Below are 15,671 nucleotides of genomic sequence, written 5' to 3'. Positions count from 1 at the left end.
CGCCGCCCGGGGGTCTGCCCCCTGCCATCACGGCTGGCGTCCCGGCCTGGTCCCGGCCAGCCCGGCCCTGCCGGACAAGGTCGCGCCGTGAAACCGGCAACCGGGATCGCGCGCCCGGCCCTATTCGGCCGCCGCCTTCACCCCCGGCCCGCCCGCGCGGAAGGTCGCCAGCAGGCTTTCGCGCTGCTTTTCGGCCTTGGCGGCATTGGCCTGCTTGACCGGCCCGAACCCGCGGATCGACAGCGGCAGCTCGGCCAGTGCAATCGCCGTCTCGCGCGTGTCGTCGCTGACATGGGGCAGCACCTCGGCCATGTCGGCCTCGTACTGGGCGATCAGGGCGCGTTCCATCTTGCGCTCCGCCGTCCGCCCGAACGGGTCGAGCTTGGTGCCCCGCAGCATCTTGAAGCGCGCCAGCAGCGACATCGCACCGCCCATCCATTCGCCGAATGTCCGCTTGACCGGGCGGCCGTCCTTGCCCTTCTTTTCGGCAATCGGCGGGGCCAGGTGGTAGGTCATCTTGAAATCGCCGCCGAACTCGGCCCTGGCCTTGGCCCTGGTCTCGCGGTGCAGGCGGCCGACCTCGTATTCGTCCTTGTAGGCCAGCAGCTTGTGATAGCCCTTGGCGACGGCCTCTTTCAGCGCCGGATCCTGCACGCTGTCGACCAGCTTGCGGTAGGTCTTTGCCAGGCCCCGGTTCTGGTACTTCACCAGATGATCGGCGCGGAAGGCGATCTGTTCCTCCAGCGACTTGGGCCTGGCCACGACCTTGGGCCGCAGCAGCTCGGCCGCCTTGTCGGGGTTGAGCGCGGCCCAACGGCCGATCTCGAAGGCGCGCAGGTTCTTTTCGACCGCCGCGCCGTTCAGTTCGACGGCCTTGGCGATGCTCTCATGCGCCAGCGGGATCAGCCCGTTCTGCCAGGCCGCGCCAAAGATCATCATGTTCGAGAAGATCGAGTCGCCCATCGTCACCCGCGCCAGTTCCGAGGCGTCGAACAGCTGCACCTTGTCCTGCAACCGGCCCTGCAGCTGCAGGGCAAGCCGGTCGGCGGGCAGGGTGAATTCGGTGTCGCGGGTGAAATCGCCGGTGATGATCTCGTGGCTGTTGACCACCGCGCCGGTGCGCCCGGTGCGGGTCAGCCCCAGCGTCTTGGCCCCGGCGCTGACCACCAGGTCGCCGCCGATCAGCGCGTCGGCCTCGCCGGTGGCGACGCGGATCGCGGTGATATCCTCGGGCGCTTCGGCCAGGCGGACGTGGATATGCACCGCGCCGCCCTTCTGCGCCAGACCGGCCATTTCCATCATGCCCGCGCCCTTGCCGTCGACCTGAGCGGCCTGGGCCAGAACGGCGCCGATGGTGACCACGCCGGTGCCGCCGACGCCGGTGATGACCACATTCCACGTCCCGTCGATGACGGGCAGTTGCGGCGCCGGCAGATGCGGCAGGTCAAGGTCGGCGGTTTCCACCGTATCCTTGCGGATCTCGGCCCCCTCCAGCGTCACGAAAGAGGGGCAGAAGCCCTTGAGACAGCTGAAATCCTTGTTGCACGAGGACTGGTCGATGGCCCGCTTGCGGCCCAGCTCGGTTTCCACCGGAACGATCGAGACGCAGTTCGACTGCACCCCGCAATCGCCGCAGCCCTCGCAGACATCGGTGTTGATGAAAACGCGCTTGTCCGGATCGGGGAACTTGCCCCGCTTGCGGCGGCGGCGTTTCTCGGCGGCGCAGGTCTGGATATAGAGGATGACCGACACCCCCTCGACCTCGCGCATCTGCTTCTGGACATCGTCCATCTCGGCCCGCTCGTGCCATTCCAGGCCCTTGGGGAAACCGTCGCGGACGGGCTCTTCCTTTGCGTCATAGACCACGGCGATCTTCTTGACGCCCATGGCCTTGACCTCGGCGGCGATGCGCTCGGGGCTCAGGTCGCCCTCGTTCGGCTGGCCGCCGGTCATGGCCACGGCGTCGTTGTAGAGGATCTTGTAGGTGATGTTCGTTCCCGCAGCCATCGCGGCGCGGATCGCCTGGATGCCCGAGTGGTTGTAGGTGCCGTCGCCCAGGTTCTGGAACACGTGCTTCGTGTTGGAGAACGGCGCCTCGCCGATCCAGTTCGCGCCCTCTCCGCCCATATGGGTGAAGCCCAGGGTCGAGCGGTCCATCCACTGCACCATGTAGTGACAGCCGATCCCGGCATAGGCGCGGCTGCCCTCGGGCACCTTGGTCGAGGTGTTGTGCGGGCAGCCCGAGCAGAAATAGGGCAGCCGGGCCGCGATCTCCTGCACGTTGTCGTTGCGCTTGATCTCGGACAGGGCGGCCATCCCGGCCTTCACCCCGTCGGTGCCGCGCCCTTCCTCGATCAGGATGCCGCCTAGTTTCTCGGCGATCCAGACCGGGTCCAGCGCGCCACGGGTCGGGAACAGCTCTTCGCCATGCATCGAGCCCGCGCCACCGCCCTTGTGCCAGCCATAGACCCGGCGGCCCCGGCGGTCGTTGAAGATCGCCTCCTTGATCTGCACCTCGATCAGCTTGCGCTTTTCCTCGACCACCACGATCAGGTCCAGATCCTCGGCCCAGTCGTGAAAGCCCTGCATGTCGAGCGGAAAGACCTGCCCGACCTTGTAGGTGGTGATGCCCAGACGCTCGGCCTCGGCCGCGTCGATGCCCAGCAGGGACAGGGCATGCATCAGGTCCAGCCAGTTCTTGCCGGCGCTCACCAGCCCGATCTTGGCCCCCGGCTTGCCCCAGACCCGCTTGTCCATGCCGTTGACGCGGGAAAACGCCTCGGCCGCGAAACGCTTGTGGTCGATCATCCGCGCTTCCTGCGCATGCGGCGTGTCGCCCAGGCGGATGTTCAGCCCGCCCTCGGGCATGTCGTAATCGGGCAAGAGCAGCTTCAGCCGGTTCGGGTCGCCGTCGATCACCGCTGTCGCCTCGACCGTGTCCTTCATCGTCTTCAGCCCGACCCACAGGCCCGAGAATCGCGACAGCGCCCAGCCGTAGATGCCGTAGTCGATGATTTCCTGCACGCCCGCGGGGCTGACGATCGGCATATAGGCATCGACCAGCGCCCATTCCGACTGATGCAGCACGGTCGAGCTTTCGCCGGTGTGGTCGTCGCCCATGGCCACCAGCACGCCGCCATGCTGCGAGGTGCCCGCCATATTGGCATGCCGGAACACGTCGCCGGACCGGTCGACCCCCGGCCCCTTGCCGTACCAGAGGCCGAAGACCCCGTCGAATTTCCCATCGCCCCGCAGCTCGGCCTGCTGCGCACCCCATAGGGCGGTGGCGGCGAGATCCTCGTTCAGCCCTTCCTGGAAGGTGATGTCGGCCTCGGCCAGCACCTTGGCCGCGCGATTCATCTGCATGTCCACGGCGCCAAGCGGAGATCCGCGATACCCGGTGACGTAACCGGCGGTATTCAGCCCGGCCTGCCGGTCGCGGTCCTTCTGGGTCAGCATCAGGCGAACCAGCGCCTGCGTGCCGTTGAGCAATACTGGAGATTTCTTCAGATCGAAGCGATCGTTCAGGCTGATCTCGGGATGGGACATAGGGTTCCTCCTCCTTTGATGGCATCGTGCCTATATGTAAGGCAAGGATAGGTCAAAAATATTGACCTAGAAAGCATTTTTTGTGCACCCCCCTACCCGCTTGCTCCGTGTATGGTTACTAGGCAAGACGATTTCACAAGACGCCTCGGGAAAGTCCGAATCTTATGAGTATGGACTGGGACAAGCTCAGAATCTTTCACGCGGTGGCCGATGCCGGCAGCCTGACCCATGCCGGGGATGTGCTGCACCTGTCGCAATCCGCCGTATCGCGCCAGATTCGCGCGCTGGAGGAATCGCTGAACGCGACCCTCTTCCATCGCCATGCGCGGGGACTGATTCTGACCGAGCAGGGCGAACTGCTGTTCGACGCGACCCGTGCGATGGCCAAACGGCTGGACACGGCAACCGCGCGCATCAAGGACAGCGAGGAAGAGGTTTTCGGCGAGCTGCGGGTGACCACCACCACCGGCTTCGGCTCTCTGTGGCTGGCGCCGCGCCTGCCCGCGCTCTACGAGAAATATCCCGACCTCAAGATCGACCTGATGCTTGAGGAACGGGTGCTCGACCTGCCCATGCGCGAGGCCGACGTCGCCATCCGCATGAAGGAGCCGAGCCAGGCCGACCTGATCCGCAAGCGGCTGATGTCGGTCCGCATGCGCTGCTACGCCAGCCCGGACTACCTGCGCCAGCATGGCCGCCCGGTCGAGGTGGAAGACATCAGCAAGCACCGGCTGATCTGCCAGAACCCCAGTTCGGCCCAGGTCGCGGCCGGGGCCAGCCTGGTGCAGATGCTGCTCAGCTACGACGTGCCGTCGCTGCTGACGGTGAACAACTACTTCGGCGTACTGCAGGCCGTGCTGTCCAACCTGGGTATCGGCGTGTTGCCGGATTACCTGATCGAGAACTTCCCCGATCTCGAGCGTGTCCTGCCCGAGGTCGAGTCCAACGAGGTGCCCGTCTTCCTCGCCTTCCCCGAGGAACTGCGCCATTCCAAGCGCATCGCCGCCTTCCGCGATTTCATCCAGGACGAGGTCATCGCCCACCGGAAAAAGATTCGCGAAAGGGTTGAGGACTGAGGTTTGCAGGCAACGCATAACGGCCATGCTGCCGATGCGGCAAAATGGAACTTGATCGATTCATTTCCGATGCTTACTTGGGCTTATGACGATGATCGCTGCCCAATGGCACATCATCTTCATACCTCCCTGTTGGACTTGGCCGGGCTTCGTGCTCGGCCTTTTTTTTGGCCCCGGCGTATCCAGGCGCACAGGGTTCCGGAAAATCCCCTAGTTTCAATGTCTTGAGATTCCCAGCTCTGCGCGACCTACGGGTTATTGCGTAGAAATCCGCGCGCGCGGCGCGGCGCGGAACACTGGCGCCAAGGTTCGACAGGGTGATTCCGAGGGGGCTCGCCTACCTCCGGTCGCAGTGACTCGCGCGAATCAACCTATGCGCGACCCGAAAATATGTATACGAACGGATACAATCACGGCTGCCGAATGCCCGCAGGCGGGCCGCTGGCCGCATACCGGCATACCGCAGTTTCGAAACAGTCCGCATGGATCGCCCGCCCGCTTGCGCGTGACTAATGATCGCGCGCGCGGGCGCTTTACGGGCCGGCAGGCCAAGCGGACCAGTCATGGCCCACCGTTCCGGGTGACAATCTAGTGATGCGCAAATCCGCCCGCTGCGAGGAACCGATCCGCGCCTGGCGCATTGTCCATCCAGACGTCGCAACGCCGACGAACGAAACGAAAGGACGAAAAGATGACCAACTTCAAAACATTGCTCGCATCGGTTTCCGCAGCAGCCATCCTCGCCACCCCGCTTGCGGCCCAGGTGGCCCAGGACGGCAACCAGCGTGTCGGCACCGCCCAGGAAGAGACGATGCAGATGGACCAGGACACGGTCAATCGCGTCGAGTCGACCGAAGTCGCCCCCGACACCGCACCGCTGACCGGCAACGAGCGCGTCGGCGTCGCCCAGGAGATGGACGACCAGACCCCGGCCACGGACAGCCCGATGACCATCGGCACCGCCGAGTCGCTGAAGGCCGAGATCGCCGACTCGACGCTGAATCCGGCCAATGCCTATGTGGGCAACTGGGTGAAAAGTTCGGATGGCGCCGAGCTGGGCCAGATCACCGGCGTCTATGAAAACCCCAACGGCACCCAGACCGCCGTGGTGGCCCTGGATGACACGCTGGGCCTCGACACCGACGAGTTCCTGGTCAACATGAGCGCCCAGGCCAGCGTCGACGACAGCATCACGCTGGCGCAGACCAAGCTCCAATTCATGAACGAGGTCGCCGAGATCGTGGGCACGACCCCGGTTGCAGAAAAGATGTAATCGCACAGCGATCCATTCGACCGGGGGGTCGGAGCGCAAGCTCCGGCCCCTTTTCCGTGTGATCGGGGTGCCCGGGCCTTGCACTCCCCTCTTCCTTATCCATGGTCAACATCGTAAAGGGGGCCCATATCCGCATCGGGGGACAGGACATGCAGGAACCGGAGATCACTTCGGAGCTGATCGACGCACACGGGATCAAACCCGACGAATATGCCGAAATTCTGCGCATCCTGAACCGCGAGCCGACCTTTACCGAACTCGGCATCTTTTCGGCCATGTGGAACGAGCATTGTTCCTACAAATCGTCCAAGAAATGGCTGCGCACCCTGCCCACCACCGGGCCCCAGGTGATCTGCGGCCCCGGCGAGAATGCGGGCGTGGTCGACATCGGCGACGGTCAGGCCGTGGTCTTCAAGATGGAAAGCCACAACCACCCCTCGTATATCGAACCCTACCAGGGGGCCGCGACCGGCGTGGGCGGCATCCTGCGCGATGTCTTCACCATGGGCGCGCGGCCGATTGCGGCGATGAACTCCCTCAGCTTCGGCAGCCCGGACCACTGGAAGACCCGCCAGCTGGTCAATGGCGTGGTCGAGGGCGTGGGCGGCTATGGCAACTGCTTCGGCGTGCCGACCGCCGGGGGCGAGGTCCGCTTCGATCCCGCCTATAACGGCAACTGTCTGGTCAACGCCTTTGCCGCGGGCCTGGCCGATGCCGACAAGATTTTCTACTCTGCCGCATCCGGCGTGGGCATGCCGGTGGTCTATCTCGGCGCCAAGACGGGCCGCGACGGCGTCGGCGGGGCGACCATGGCCTCGGCCGAATTCGACGAGACCATCGAGGAAAAGCGCCCCACCGTGCAGGTCGGCGATCCCTTTACCGAAAAGCGCCTGATGGAGGCCTGCCTGGAGCTGATGCAGACCGGGGCCGTGATCTCGATCCAGGACATGGGGGCCGCGGGCCTGACCTGTTCCGCGGTCGAGATGGGCGACAAGGGCGAGCTGGGGATCCGGCTGGACCTCGACTCGGTGCCCTGTCGCGAACCGGGCATGACCGCCTACGAGATGATGCTGTCGGAAAGCCAGGAGCGCATGCTCATGGTCCTGCGCCCCGAGAAGGAGGCCGAGGCGCGCGCGGTCTTCGACAAATGGGACCTCGATTTCGCCATCGTGGGCGAGACGATTGCCGAGGATCGCTTCCTGATCATGCTGAACGGCGAGATCAAGGCCGACCTGCCCCTGCGCGCCCTATCGGGCAACGCACCGGAATACGACCGCCCGTGGGAGCCGACGCCCCCCGCCGAACCGCTGGCCGACGTGCCGGGGATCGACCCGATCGACGGGCTGAAGGCGCTGATCGGCTGTCCCAACTACGCGGCCAAACAGTGGGTCTATGAGCAATACGACACCATGGTGATGGGCGACAGCGCCCGCACGCCGGGCGCCGGTGCCGGGATCATCCGGGTGCACGGGACCAAGAAGGCGCTGGCCTTCACCAGCGACGTGACCCCGCGTTACGTCAAGGCGAACCCGGTCGAGGGCGGCAAGCAGGCGGTGGCCGAGGCCTATCGCAACCTGACCGCCGTGGGCGCGCTGCCGCTGGCCACGACCGACAACATGAACTTCGGCAACCCCGAGAAGCCCGCGATCATGGGCCAGTTCGTCGGCGCGATCCAGGGCATCGGCGAGGCGGTGACCGCGCTCGACATGCCCATCGTCTCGGGCAACGTGTCGCTTTACAACGAAACCGACGGCCAGGCGATCCTGCCGACGCCGACCATCGCCGCCGTGGGCCTGATCGCCGATCTGGCCAATGCGATCACCGGCATCGCGCGCGAGGGCCATGTCGCCCTGATCGTCGGCGAGACCCAGGGCCACCTGGGCCAGTCGGCCCTGCTGGCCGAGGTGTTCAACCGGGTCGAAGGCGACGCCCCCCCGGTCGACCTGGCCGCCGAGAAGCGCAACGGCGACTTCATCCGCGACAACCACGCCTGGATCCGGGCCTGCACCGATCTGTCGGACGGCGGGCTGGCGCTGGCGGCCTTCGAGATGGCCGAGGCCGCGGGCTGCGGTGTGCATATCGACAGCGACGAGACGCCCTTCCTCTTCGGCGAGGACCAGGGCCGCTACCTGATCGCCTGCAGCTTCGACGCCGCCGAGGCGCTGATGATCCAGGCCGCCAAGGCGGGTGTGCCGATCCAGACGGCGGGACGCTTCACCGGTTCGGAGCTGCGGTTCGGCAAGGTCTCGGCGCCGATGGACGAACTTTCGGCGATCTACCGCGGCACCTTCGGGGCGCTCTTCGGCTGAAGGCCCTGCCCCCCGCGCCCTTGCCCCGCCGTGACGCTGGGCGATATCGGCGGGGGGATGCCCTGCCGATCCATGCGCGCCGGTTGATGGGGCGGATGCCTCCGGCGGGATTATTTCCGACGAGATGAAGCCGGGGATGCGCGCCCCCGGACCCTCAACACCTTGCGCCGCTGCCATGCGGCATCTAAATTCATACACAGCACTTCCCGGAGGCCAGACATGCCCATGACCGCCCACGACATCGAGGATCTGATCCGCTCGGAATTTCCCCAGGCCGCGATCACGGTCGAGGGGGACGATGGCCAGCATTTCTCGGCCCTGGTGGTGGACGAGAGTTTCCGGGGCAAGAACCGGGTGCAGCAGCAGCGGGCCGTCTATGCCGCACTGAAGGGCAAGATGGACGGGCCGAACGGCGAGCTGCACGCGCTGGCCCTGACGACCCGGGCGCCCGCCTGAGACCGGGACCAAGGACACACCTCTCTGCGTGCGCTGCGCGGGGGAACACTGGAGACACGAAATGACCGACGTGAAGACTTCCATCGACGAGATGGTGAAATCCAACGACGTGGTACTGTTCATGAAGGGCACCAAGTCGATGCCGCAATGCGGCTTTTCCAGCCGCGTCGCCGGCGTCCTGAACTACATGGGCGTGGAATTCACCGATGTGAACGTGCTGGCCGACCAGGACATCCGCCAGGGCATCAAGGACTATTCCGACTGGCCGACCATCCCGCAGCTCTATGTGAAGGGCGAATTCGTGGGCGGCTGCGACATCATCACCGAGATGACCCTGTCGGGCGAGTTGGACCAGCTGTTCGAAGCCAATGCCGTGGCATTCGACAAGGACGCCGCCGAGAAGATCCGCGCGGCCAACGGCTGATCCCGCGACATGCAGGACGGGGGCCGCGCCGCGGCCCCCTGCCCGGCGTTCAGTCGCCGGTTTCCTCGCAGAAGGCGTAGAGCGTGACCTCTTCGCCAAGCCTGGCGTCGAACCAGGCCAGCGTGGCCTCGTCGCCCTTGTTCCACCAGACATAGCCCTCGGCATCCCCGTCCCGCGCATAGCGCGCGCCGGAGCCCGAGACGGCGCGGGGCAGCACGACCATGCGCCCCTCGGCCAGCAGAACGGCGGTGGAGGCCTCGCCCTCGATATAGACAACCGGGATTTCTACACCGCGCTCGCAGACATAGGTCACCTCGATCACGTCCTGGGCGGCAAGCGGCGTGGCCGCCAGCAGCGCCGTGGCGGCGGCGGCAGGGGCGCGGATCAAGACCCGGCGGCCTTTTCCTCGACCGTGTCGGCCAGGGCTTCGGCCCGGGCCGCCAGTTCGGCGAGGGTTTCGGTGACATGGGCGGGGATGACCGGCACCTCGACCTTTTCCGGATCCGGCGCGGGGCGCGATTGCAGCGCCTCGAGTTCGGCACGCAGGCGGCCGGCCTCGGCCTCGGCATCGCGCAGCTTGTCCTCGACCCCGGCGGTGCGGTCGGCCAGCATCAGCCCGGCCATCAGCAGCATGCGCGCATCGGGGATACGGCCGACCTGCTGGATCAGGGCCCCGGCCTCGGTGTCCAGCATGGCGGCGGCGGCGATCAGGTAATCCTCTTCGCCGGCGGCGCAGGCGACCTCGAAGGAGCGCCCGCCGATGGTGATCTCGACTTCGGGCATCAGCTGTCCTCCTTGTCGGGCGCCGTGGTTCCGGCGGCCCCGGGCATCGCCGGATCGGCTGCGGGCGCGTCCATATCGGCGTCTTCTGGGTCGGGCGTTTCGATCTCTGGCGCCTGCGGCCCGGGCGCGTCCGGTTCGGCGACAGGCGGCATCAGCGGCGACAGCGCCGCCAGAATGGCGGCGGCCTCGCTGCGGTCGGCCTCGGCCCCGGCGCGCAGCGCGGCGAGTTCGGCGGCCATGCCCGCGTCGATCAGCGTGGCATCGGCCAGCCCCGCCGCATTCGCTTCGCGCAGGGCGCTGTTGTTCTCGCGCAGGCGGGCGTTGGACAGGCGCAGGCTCTGCAGGTCGGCGTCCAGGGCCGCCATGGCACGGCGCAGATCCTCGACCGTCTTGCGGTGATCGGCCCCGGCCTCTTCCTGCCGGGCGCGCAGATCCTTGACCCGCTCCTCCAGCTGGGCGCTGGCGAGGCGTTCCTCCTCCAGAGCGCGGGTCAGCTCGGCCATCTCGGGCAGGTCGGCGGCGGGCGCCGCGCCGTCCGGATCGGCGGGCGGCGCCTCGGCGTCTTCCGGCTCGACCGGCACGGCCCCGGCGTCCGGCATCGGAGACGGCGCCGGACGGTCCAGCGCCTCGACTCCGCGCCCGATACGCTCCATCGCGGCCGTGATCCTGCGTTGCAAATCGTCGAGCGTGCTCTCGCTCTCACTCATCCCTCGAACCCCTCTTGTCCGGCGGACCCCGGTCATGGCGAATCGCCGGGCCCTGCCGCTTTTCGCCAAGTCTAGCGAAAGGCGGGGGGTTTCCCAATCTTTCCGGACCGATACGGCACGCGCTTCACGCTGGGGGAACTGCGTCTTGATATTCCGCCCCCGGCTGGTACAGAGCTATGCAACGCCGCTGCCGAAAACAGTTACTGACAGGAAAAGCCGATGGATATCGCCGCCCTGCGCACCGCGCATCCCGAACACTGGAATATGGCCGCCGCCATCCGCGCCCTGACGCTCGATGCTGTCGCTGCCGCGAATTCCGGCCATTCCGGCATGCCGATGGGCATGGCCGACGTCGCCACCGTGCTGTTCACCAAGCACCTGAAATTCGACGCCTCCGCCCCGACCTGGGCCGACCGCGACCGGTTCATCCTGTCGGCGGGCCACGGGTCGATGCTGCTTTATTCCCTGCTGCACCTCACCGGCTACGAGGAATTCCCGATCGAGGAGCTGCGCAACTTCCGCCAGCTGGGCGCACGCACCGCCGGCCACCCCGAGAACTTCCTGGCCCACGGGATCGAGACCACGACCGGCCCGCTGGGCCAGGGCATCGCGAATTCTGTCGGCTTTGCCATGGCCGAGGAAATGCTGCGCGCCCGCTTCGGCAAGAAATTCGTCGACCACCACACCTATTGCATCGCCGGCGACGGCTGCCTGATGGAAGGCGTCAGCCATGAGGCCATCGCGCTGGCAGGCCGCCAGCAGCTTGGCCGGCTGATCGTCTTCTGGGACAACAACGGCATCACCATCGACGGCAAGGTCGACCTGTCCGACCGCACCGATCAGGTCGCGCGGTTCAAGGCGTCGGGCTGGCATGTGCAGGAGATCGACGGCCACGACCCCGATGCGATCGACGCCGCCATCACCGCCGCGAAGAAGAGCGACCTGCCCTCGATGATCGCCTGCAAGACGCATATCGCGCTTGGCTCCTCGGCGCAGGACACCTCGAAGGGGCACGGCGCGCTGACCGATGCGACCCTGATCGCCGATGCCAAGTCGGCCTATGGCTGGACCGCCCCCGCCTTTGAAATCCCCGACGACGTCAAGTCGGCCTGGGAAGAGGCCGGCCGTCGCGGAACCGAGGCGCGTTTCGCCTGGGAGGTCGCCTTTGCCGCCGCGTCGGACCGCAAGCAGGCCGAGTTCAACCGCGTGATGAGCGGCGAGGTGCCGACCAAGCTGGCCGCCGTGATCCGCGCGCTGAAGAAGCAGATGGCCGAGGCCCAGCCCAAGGTCGCGACGCGCAAGAGCTCGGAAATGGTGCTGGAGGTGGTGAACCCCGTGCTGCCCGAAACCGTCGGCGGCTCGGCCGACCTGACGGGATCGAACAACACCAAGACCGGCGATCTGGGCGTCTTCGATATCGACAACCGCGAAGGGCGGTTCGTGCATTACGGCATCCGCGAACATGGCATGGCCGCCGCGATGAACGGCATGGCGCTGCACGGCGGGATCCGGCCCTATTCCGGGACCTTCATGTGCTTCACCGATTACGCCCGCCCGGCGATGCGCCTTTCGGCGCTGATGCAGGTGCCGGTGGTCTATGTGATGACCCATGACAGCATCGGCCTGGGCGAGGACGGCCCGACGCACCAGCCGGTGGAACATCTGGCGATCAGCCGCGCGACGCCGAACACCCTGGTGTTCCGCCCCGCCGACACGGTGGAAACCGCCGAGGCCTGGGAAATCGCCCTGACCCAGACCGGCACGCCCTCTGTCCTGTCGCTTACGCGCCAGAACGTGGCCACCCTGCGCACCGCCTACAAGGCCAAGAACATGACCGCCCAGGGCGCCTATGTGCTGGCCGATGCCGAGGCCAAGCGCCAGGCGATCCTGATGGCCACCGGGTCCGAGGTGGAAATCGCCATGAAGGCGCGCGACCTGCTGGAGGCCGAGGGCATCGGCACCCGCGTCGTCTCGATGCCCTGCATGGAGCTGTTCGAGATGCAGGACGAGGCGCTGCGCAAGCGCGTCCTGCCCGCCGGTTCCGTCCGCGTGGCGGTGGAGGCCGGTGTGCGCATGGGCTGGGACCGCTGGTTGCTGGGCGAGCGCGGGCGCGAGGCCAAGGCCGGGTTTGTCGGCATGGACAGCTTTGGCGCCTCTGCCCCGGCCGAAGTGCTCTACGAGAAATTCGGCATCACCGCCGAGGCGGTGGCCGAGAAGGTCAAGTCGCTGCTCTGATCCCGCGGGATTGGACGGGACACAGGGGGGGGGGCGGGCCGCGGGTCCGCCCCTTTGCGTTTCACCGCCTGAGCGCGAACCGCCCGGCCCCGTGGGCCGCCAGCACCAGACAGCCGCCCGCGATGGCCCAGTTCTTGACGAAGATCGTCATCTGCCACGGGTCGTCCGGCAGGAAATGGAAATACGACGTGACCGCGCAATAGCCCGCCAGGCTGGCCGCCACCGGGCGCACCGCCACGCCGGTGACCAGTGCCATGCCCGCGCCGAGGTTGTAGAGCATCGCCGGAATCCACAGCCAGACCGGCCAGCCCGCACCGGCCAGCAGGCCCTTCACCGGCTCGGGATCGCCCAGTTTCTGCGCCGCGCCGCCCAGAAACAGCGCCGCGATCAGCAGCCGACCCACCAGTACCGCAAGATCCGCCATGTCCGCCCCCGTTGATTCTTGCCGGGCCCGGCGAAATGCCGCCCCGCCCGGTAATGTTAGCGCGGAACACCTCCGAGGTTAGCGCCAACAGGACACACCAATGTCTAGGTTATCGCTAACACATTGGAATTTCCGGCTTTTTCCTCTTATTTTTGTCACACGACCCGGATATAGCATGCGCGACTGCACACAGGAGACGCCGCACATGACCGTGACCATCGGTATCAACGGATTTGGCCGCATTGGCCGCTGCACCCTCGCCCATATCGCCGAGAGCGCACGAAATGACGTGCAGGTCGTCAAGATCAACGCCACCGGCCCGATCGAAACCAATGCCCACCTGCTGAAATACGACAGCGTGCATGGCCGGTTCGGCGGCACGGTCAAGGTCGAAGGCAACACGATGGACCTGGGCCGCGGCCCGATGGAGGTCTTTTCGACCTACGACCCGCAGGACCTCGACTGGTCCGGCGTCGACGTGGTGCTGGAATGCACCGGCAAGTTCAACGACGGCGAAAAGGCCAAGGTCCACCGCGAGCGCGGCGCCAAATCGGTGCTGATCTCGGCCCCCGCCAAGAATGTGCAGAAGACTATCGTCTACGGCGTGAACCACCGCGCGCTGGAACAGGGCGATTACATGATCTCGAACGGGTCCTGCACCACCAACTGCCTGGCCCCGCTGGCCAAGGTGCTGAACGATGCCATCGGCATCGAGAGCGGCATCATGACCACGATCCACAGCTACACCGGCGACCAGCCCACGCTGGACCGCCGCCATTCCGACCTCTACCGCGCTCGTGCGGCGGCCATGTCGATGATCCCCACCTCCACCGGCGCCGCCAAGGCCCTGGGCGAGGTGCTGCCCGAGCTGAAGGGCAAGCTGGACGGGTCGGCCATCCGCGTGCCCACGCCCAATGTCTCGGCCGTGGACCTGACCTTTGTCGCCGGCAAGGACGTGACCGAAGCCGATGTGAACGAGGTCGTACGCGACGCGGTCAACGGCCACATGGGCATGGTGATGGGCTATGACCCGGAACCCAAGGTCTCGGTCGATTTCTGCCATACCGAACAGTCGTCGATCTTTGCCCCCGACCAGACCAAGGTGATCGGCAAGCGCCTGGTCCGGGTTCTGGCATGGTACGACAACGAATGGGGCTTCTCCTGCCGCATGGCCGATGTGGCCGCGGCCATGGGGCGCCTCGTGAACTGATCCCAAGCAACCTTAACACGGTGCAGTCAAGGGCCCGCCGGATACGCCCGGCGGGCCCTTTTCCTATGCACACAGAAGTGTCTCCCCGCCGCGTGACGCGGTCTTTTGCGTGAATGGCGGTCATCTGTCCGGACGCATTTGACTCCTGCCTCCGAAACGTTAGGTTAGCGCTAACAGACACTCCCTATCGTGGAGGCACTCATGACCACTACCCTTGCCATCAACGGATTCGGACGCATCGGGCGCAACGTGCTGCGCGCCATCGTCGAACAGGGCCGCGACGATGTCGAAGTTGTCGCCATCAACGATCTGCAGCCCGTCGCCACCAATGCCCATCTGCTGAAATACGACAGCGTGCATGGCCGCTTCCCGGGCGTGGTCACACATGGCGACAGCAGCATCGACGCCGGGCGCGGGCCGATCCGCGTCACCGCCCTGCGCAACCCGGCAGAGCTGCCGTGGAAGGACGTGGATGTCGTGCTGGAATGCACCGGCATCTTCACCGACCGGGACAAGGCCGCCGTGCATCTGGAAAACGGCGCCTCGCGGGTGCTGGTCTCGGCCCCGTCCAAGGGCGCGGACCGCACGGTGGTCTTCGGCGTGAACGACGCGGCGCTGGAAACCGGGGATCACGTCGTCTCAAACGCCTCCTGCACCACCAACTGCCTGGCGCCGGTCGCCAAGGTGCTGCATGCCGCCGTGGGCATCCGCAAGGGCTTCATGACCACGGTGCATTCCTATACCGGCGACCAGCCCACGCTGGACACCGGGCACAAGGACCTTTACCGCGCCCGCGCCGCCGCGATGTCGATGATCCCCACCTCCACCGGCGCCGCACGCGCCGTGGGCCTGGTGCTGCCGGAGCTCGACGGGCGGCTTGACGGGGTGGCGATCCGGGTGCCCACGCCCAATGTCTCTTGTGTCGACCTGACCTTCGAAGCCGGCCGCGCCACCACGGTGGAGGAGATCAACGCCGCCCTGACAGAAGCCGCCGAGGGCCCGCTCAAGGGCGTTCTGGGCGTGACCTGGGACAAGCTCGTCTCGGTCGATTTCAACCATGACGCCCATTCCTCCACCGCCGCACTGGACCAGACGCGGGTGATGGACGGAACCATGGTGCGGGTTCTGGCCTGGTATGACAACGAATGGGGCTTTTCCAACCGCATGGCCGATGTCGCCGCCGCCATCGGGCGCCGCATCAACTGATCCGCAGCGCCGCCCGGGA

General features: G+C 66.4%; 13 protein-coding genes. 8 read left to right on the top strand and 5 right to left on the bottom strand.

Translation table 11 applies throughout. The annotated features are described in order from the left end of the window. Window positions 1-120: 120 nt before the first annotated feature. The gene (locus GLS40_RS03700) at window positions 121-3,549 is read right to left on the bottom strand and encodes an indolepyruvate ferredoxin oxidoreductase family protein (RefSeq protein WP_160381335.1); all 3,429 of its coding nucleotides are present in this window, start codon (window positions 3,547-3,549) and stop codon (window positions 121-123) included. Between the two features lie 170 nt (window positions 3,550-3,719). On the opposite strand from GLS40_RS03700, the gene GLS40_RS03695 reads away from it, so the two are divergent. The 5 genes from GLS40_RS03695 to grxD all read left to right on the top strand — a co-directional run bounded on the left by GLS40_RS03695 (window position 3,720) and on the right by grxD (window position 9,087). Continuing rightward, window positions 3,720-4,625: a LysR family transcriptional regulator gene (locus GLS40_RS03695; protein WP_160381762.1), complete on the top strand. Its 906-nt coding sequence runs from the start codon at window positions 3,720-3,722 to the stop codon at window positions 4,623-4,625. Window positions 4,626-5,316: 691 nt separating this feature from the next. After that, window positions 5,317-5,898, top strand: coding sequence for a hypothetical protein (locus GLS40_RS03690; RefSeq protein WP_160381333.1), 582 nt, complete (start codon window positions 5,317-5,319; stop codon window positions 5,896-5,898). A 149-nt stretch (window positions 5,899-6,047) separates the two neighbouring features. Next, the gene (gene purL, locus GLS40_RS03685) at window positions 6,048-8,207 is read left to right on the top strand and encodes a phosphoribosylformylglycinamidine synthase subunit PurL (RefSeq protein ID WP_160381331.1); all 2,160 of its coding nucleotides are present in this window, start codon (window positions 6,048-6,050) and stop codon (window positions 8,205-8,207) included. A 219-nt stretch (window positions 8,208-8,426) separates the two neighbouring features. Continuing rightward, on the top strand, window positions 8,427-8,663 hold the full coding sequence (locus tag GLS40_RS03680; RefSeq protein ID WP_160381329.1) for a BolA family protein: 237 nt from the start codon (window positions 8,427-8,429) through the stop codon (window positions 8,661-8,663). 61 nt (window positions 8,664-8,724) lie between these two features. Next, on the top strand, window positions 8,725-9,087 hold the full coding sequence (gene grxD / locus GLS40_RS03675; protein WP_160381327.1) for a Grx4 family monothiol glutaredoxin: 363 nt from the start codon (window positions 8,725-8,727) through the stop codon (window positions 9,085-9,087). A 49-nt stretch (window positions 9,088-9,136) separates the two neighbouring features. Here the strand turns inward: grxD and GLS40_RS03670 are convergent, their stop codons facing one another. From GLS40_RS03670 to GLS40_RS03660, 3 genes are read right to left on the bottom strand one after another with little or no spacing between them, the layout of a single operon-like run. Then, window positions 9,137-9,475 carry an MliC family protein gene (locus GLS40_RS03670; RefSeq protein WP_160381325.1) on the bottom strand — a complete coding sequence of 113 codons (339 nt, stop codon included), beginning with the start codon at window positions 9,473-9,475 and terminating at the stop codon, window positions 9,137-9,139. Next, the gene (locus GLS40_RS03665; RefSeq protein ID WP_160381324.1) at window positions 9,472-9,870 is read right to left on the bottom strand and encodes a cell division protein ZapA; all 399 of its coding nucleotides are present in this window, start codon (window positions 9,868-9,870) and stop codon (window positions 9,472-9,474) included. Before GLS40_RS03665 ends, GLS40_RS03670 begins: the two co-directional genes overlap by 4 nt. Next, window positions 9,870-10,577, bottom strand: a complete 708-nt coding sequence (locus GLS40_RS03660) for a hypothetical protein (protein WP_202075866.1) — start codon at window positions 10,575-10,577, stop codon at window positions 9,870-9,872. The genes GLS40_RS03665 and GLS40_RS03660 overlap by 1 nt, the downstream gene beginning before the upstream one ends. A 219-nt stretch (window positions 10,578-10,796) precedes the next feature. Between GLS40_RS03660 and tkt the strand changes: the two genes are divergently transcribed. Continuing rightward, window positions 10,797-12,812 (top strand): transketolase, encoded by a 2,016-nt coding sequence (tkt, locus tag GLS40_RS03655; RefSeq protein ID WP_160381322.1) that lies wholly within the window; start codon window positions 10,797-10,799, stop codon window positions 12,810-12,812. Window positions 12,813-12,873: 61 nt separating this feature from the next. Here tkt and GLS40_RS03650 read toward each other — a convergent pair whose 3' ends face one another. Next, on the bottom strand, window positions 12,874-13,236 hold the full coding sequence (locus tag GLS40_RS03650; protein ID WP_160381320.1) for a DoxX family protein: 363 nt from the start codon (window positions 13,234-13,236) through the stop codon (window positions 12,874-12,876). A gap of 205 nt (window positions 13,237-13,441) precedes the next feature. Here GLS40_RS03650 and gap (GLS40_RS03645) point away from each other — a divergent pair, with 205 nt between their 5' ends. Both gap (GLS40_RS03645) and gap (GLS40_RS03640) read left to right on the top strand, forming a co-directional pair. Then, a complete protein-coding gene (gene gap / locus GLS40_RS03645; RefSeq protein WP_160381318.1) occupies window positions 13,442-14,446 on the top strand; it encodes a type I glyceraldehyde-3-phosphate dehydrogenase in 1,005 nt (334 codons plus the stop codon). A 201-nt stretch (window positions 14,447-14,647) separates the two neighbouring features. Beyond that, entirely contained in the window at window positions 14,648-15,652 is a 1,005-nt protein-coding gene (gene gap, locus GLS40_RS03640) for a type I glyceraldehyde-3-phosphate dehydrogenase (RefSeq protein WP_160381316.1), read from the top strand. Window positions 15,653-15,671 lie beyond the last annotated feature (19 nt).

The organism is Pseudooceanicola pacificus, assembly GCF_009789075.1.
In the GTDB taxonomy this organism is placed as follows: domain Bacteria; phylum Pseudomonadota; class Alphaproteobacteria; order Rhodobacterales; family Rhodobacteraceae; genus Pseudooceanicola; species Pseudooceanicola pacificus.
The sequence above is the reverse complement of the archived record's forward strand: the minus strand, read 5'-3'. Positions and strand labels throughout refer to the sequence as shown.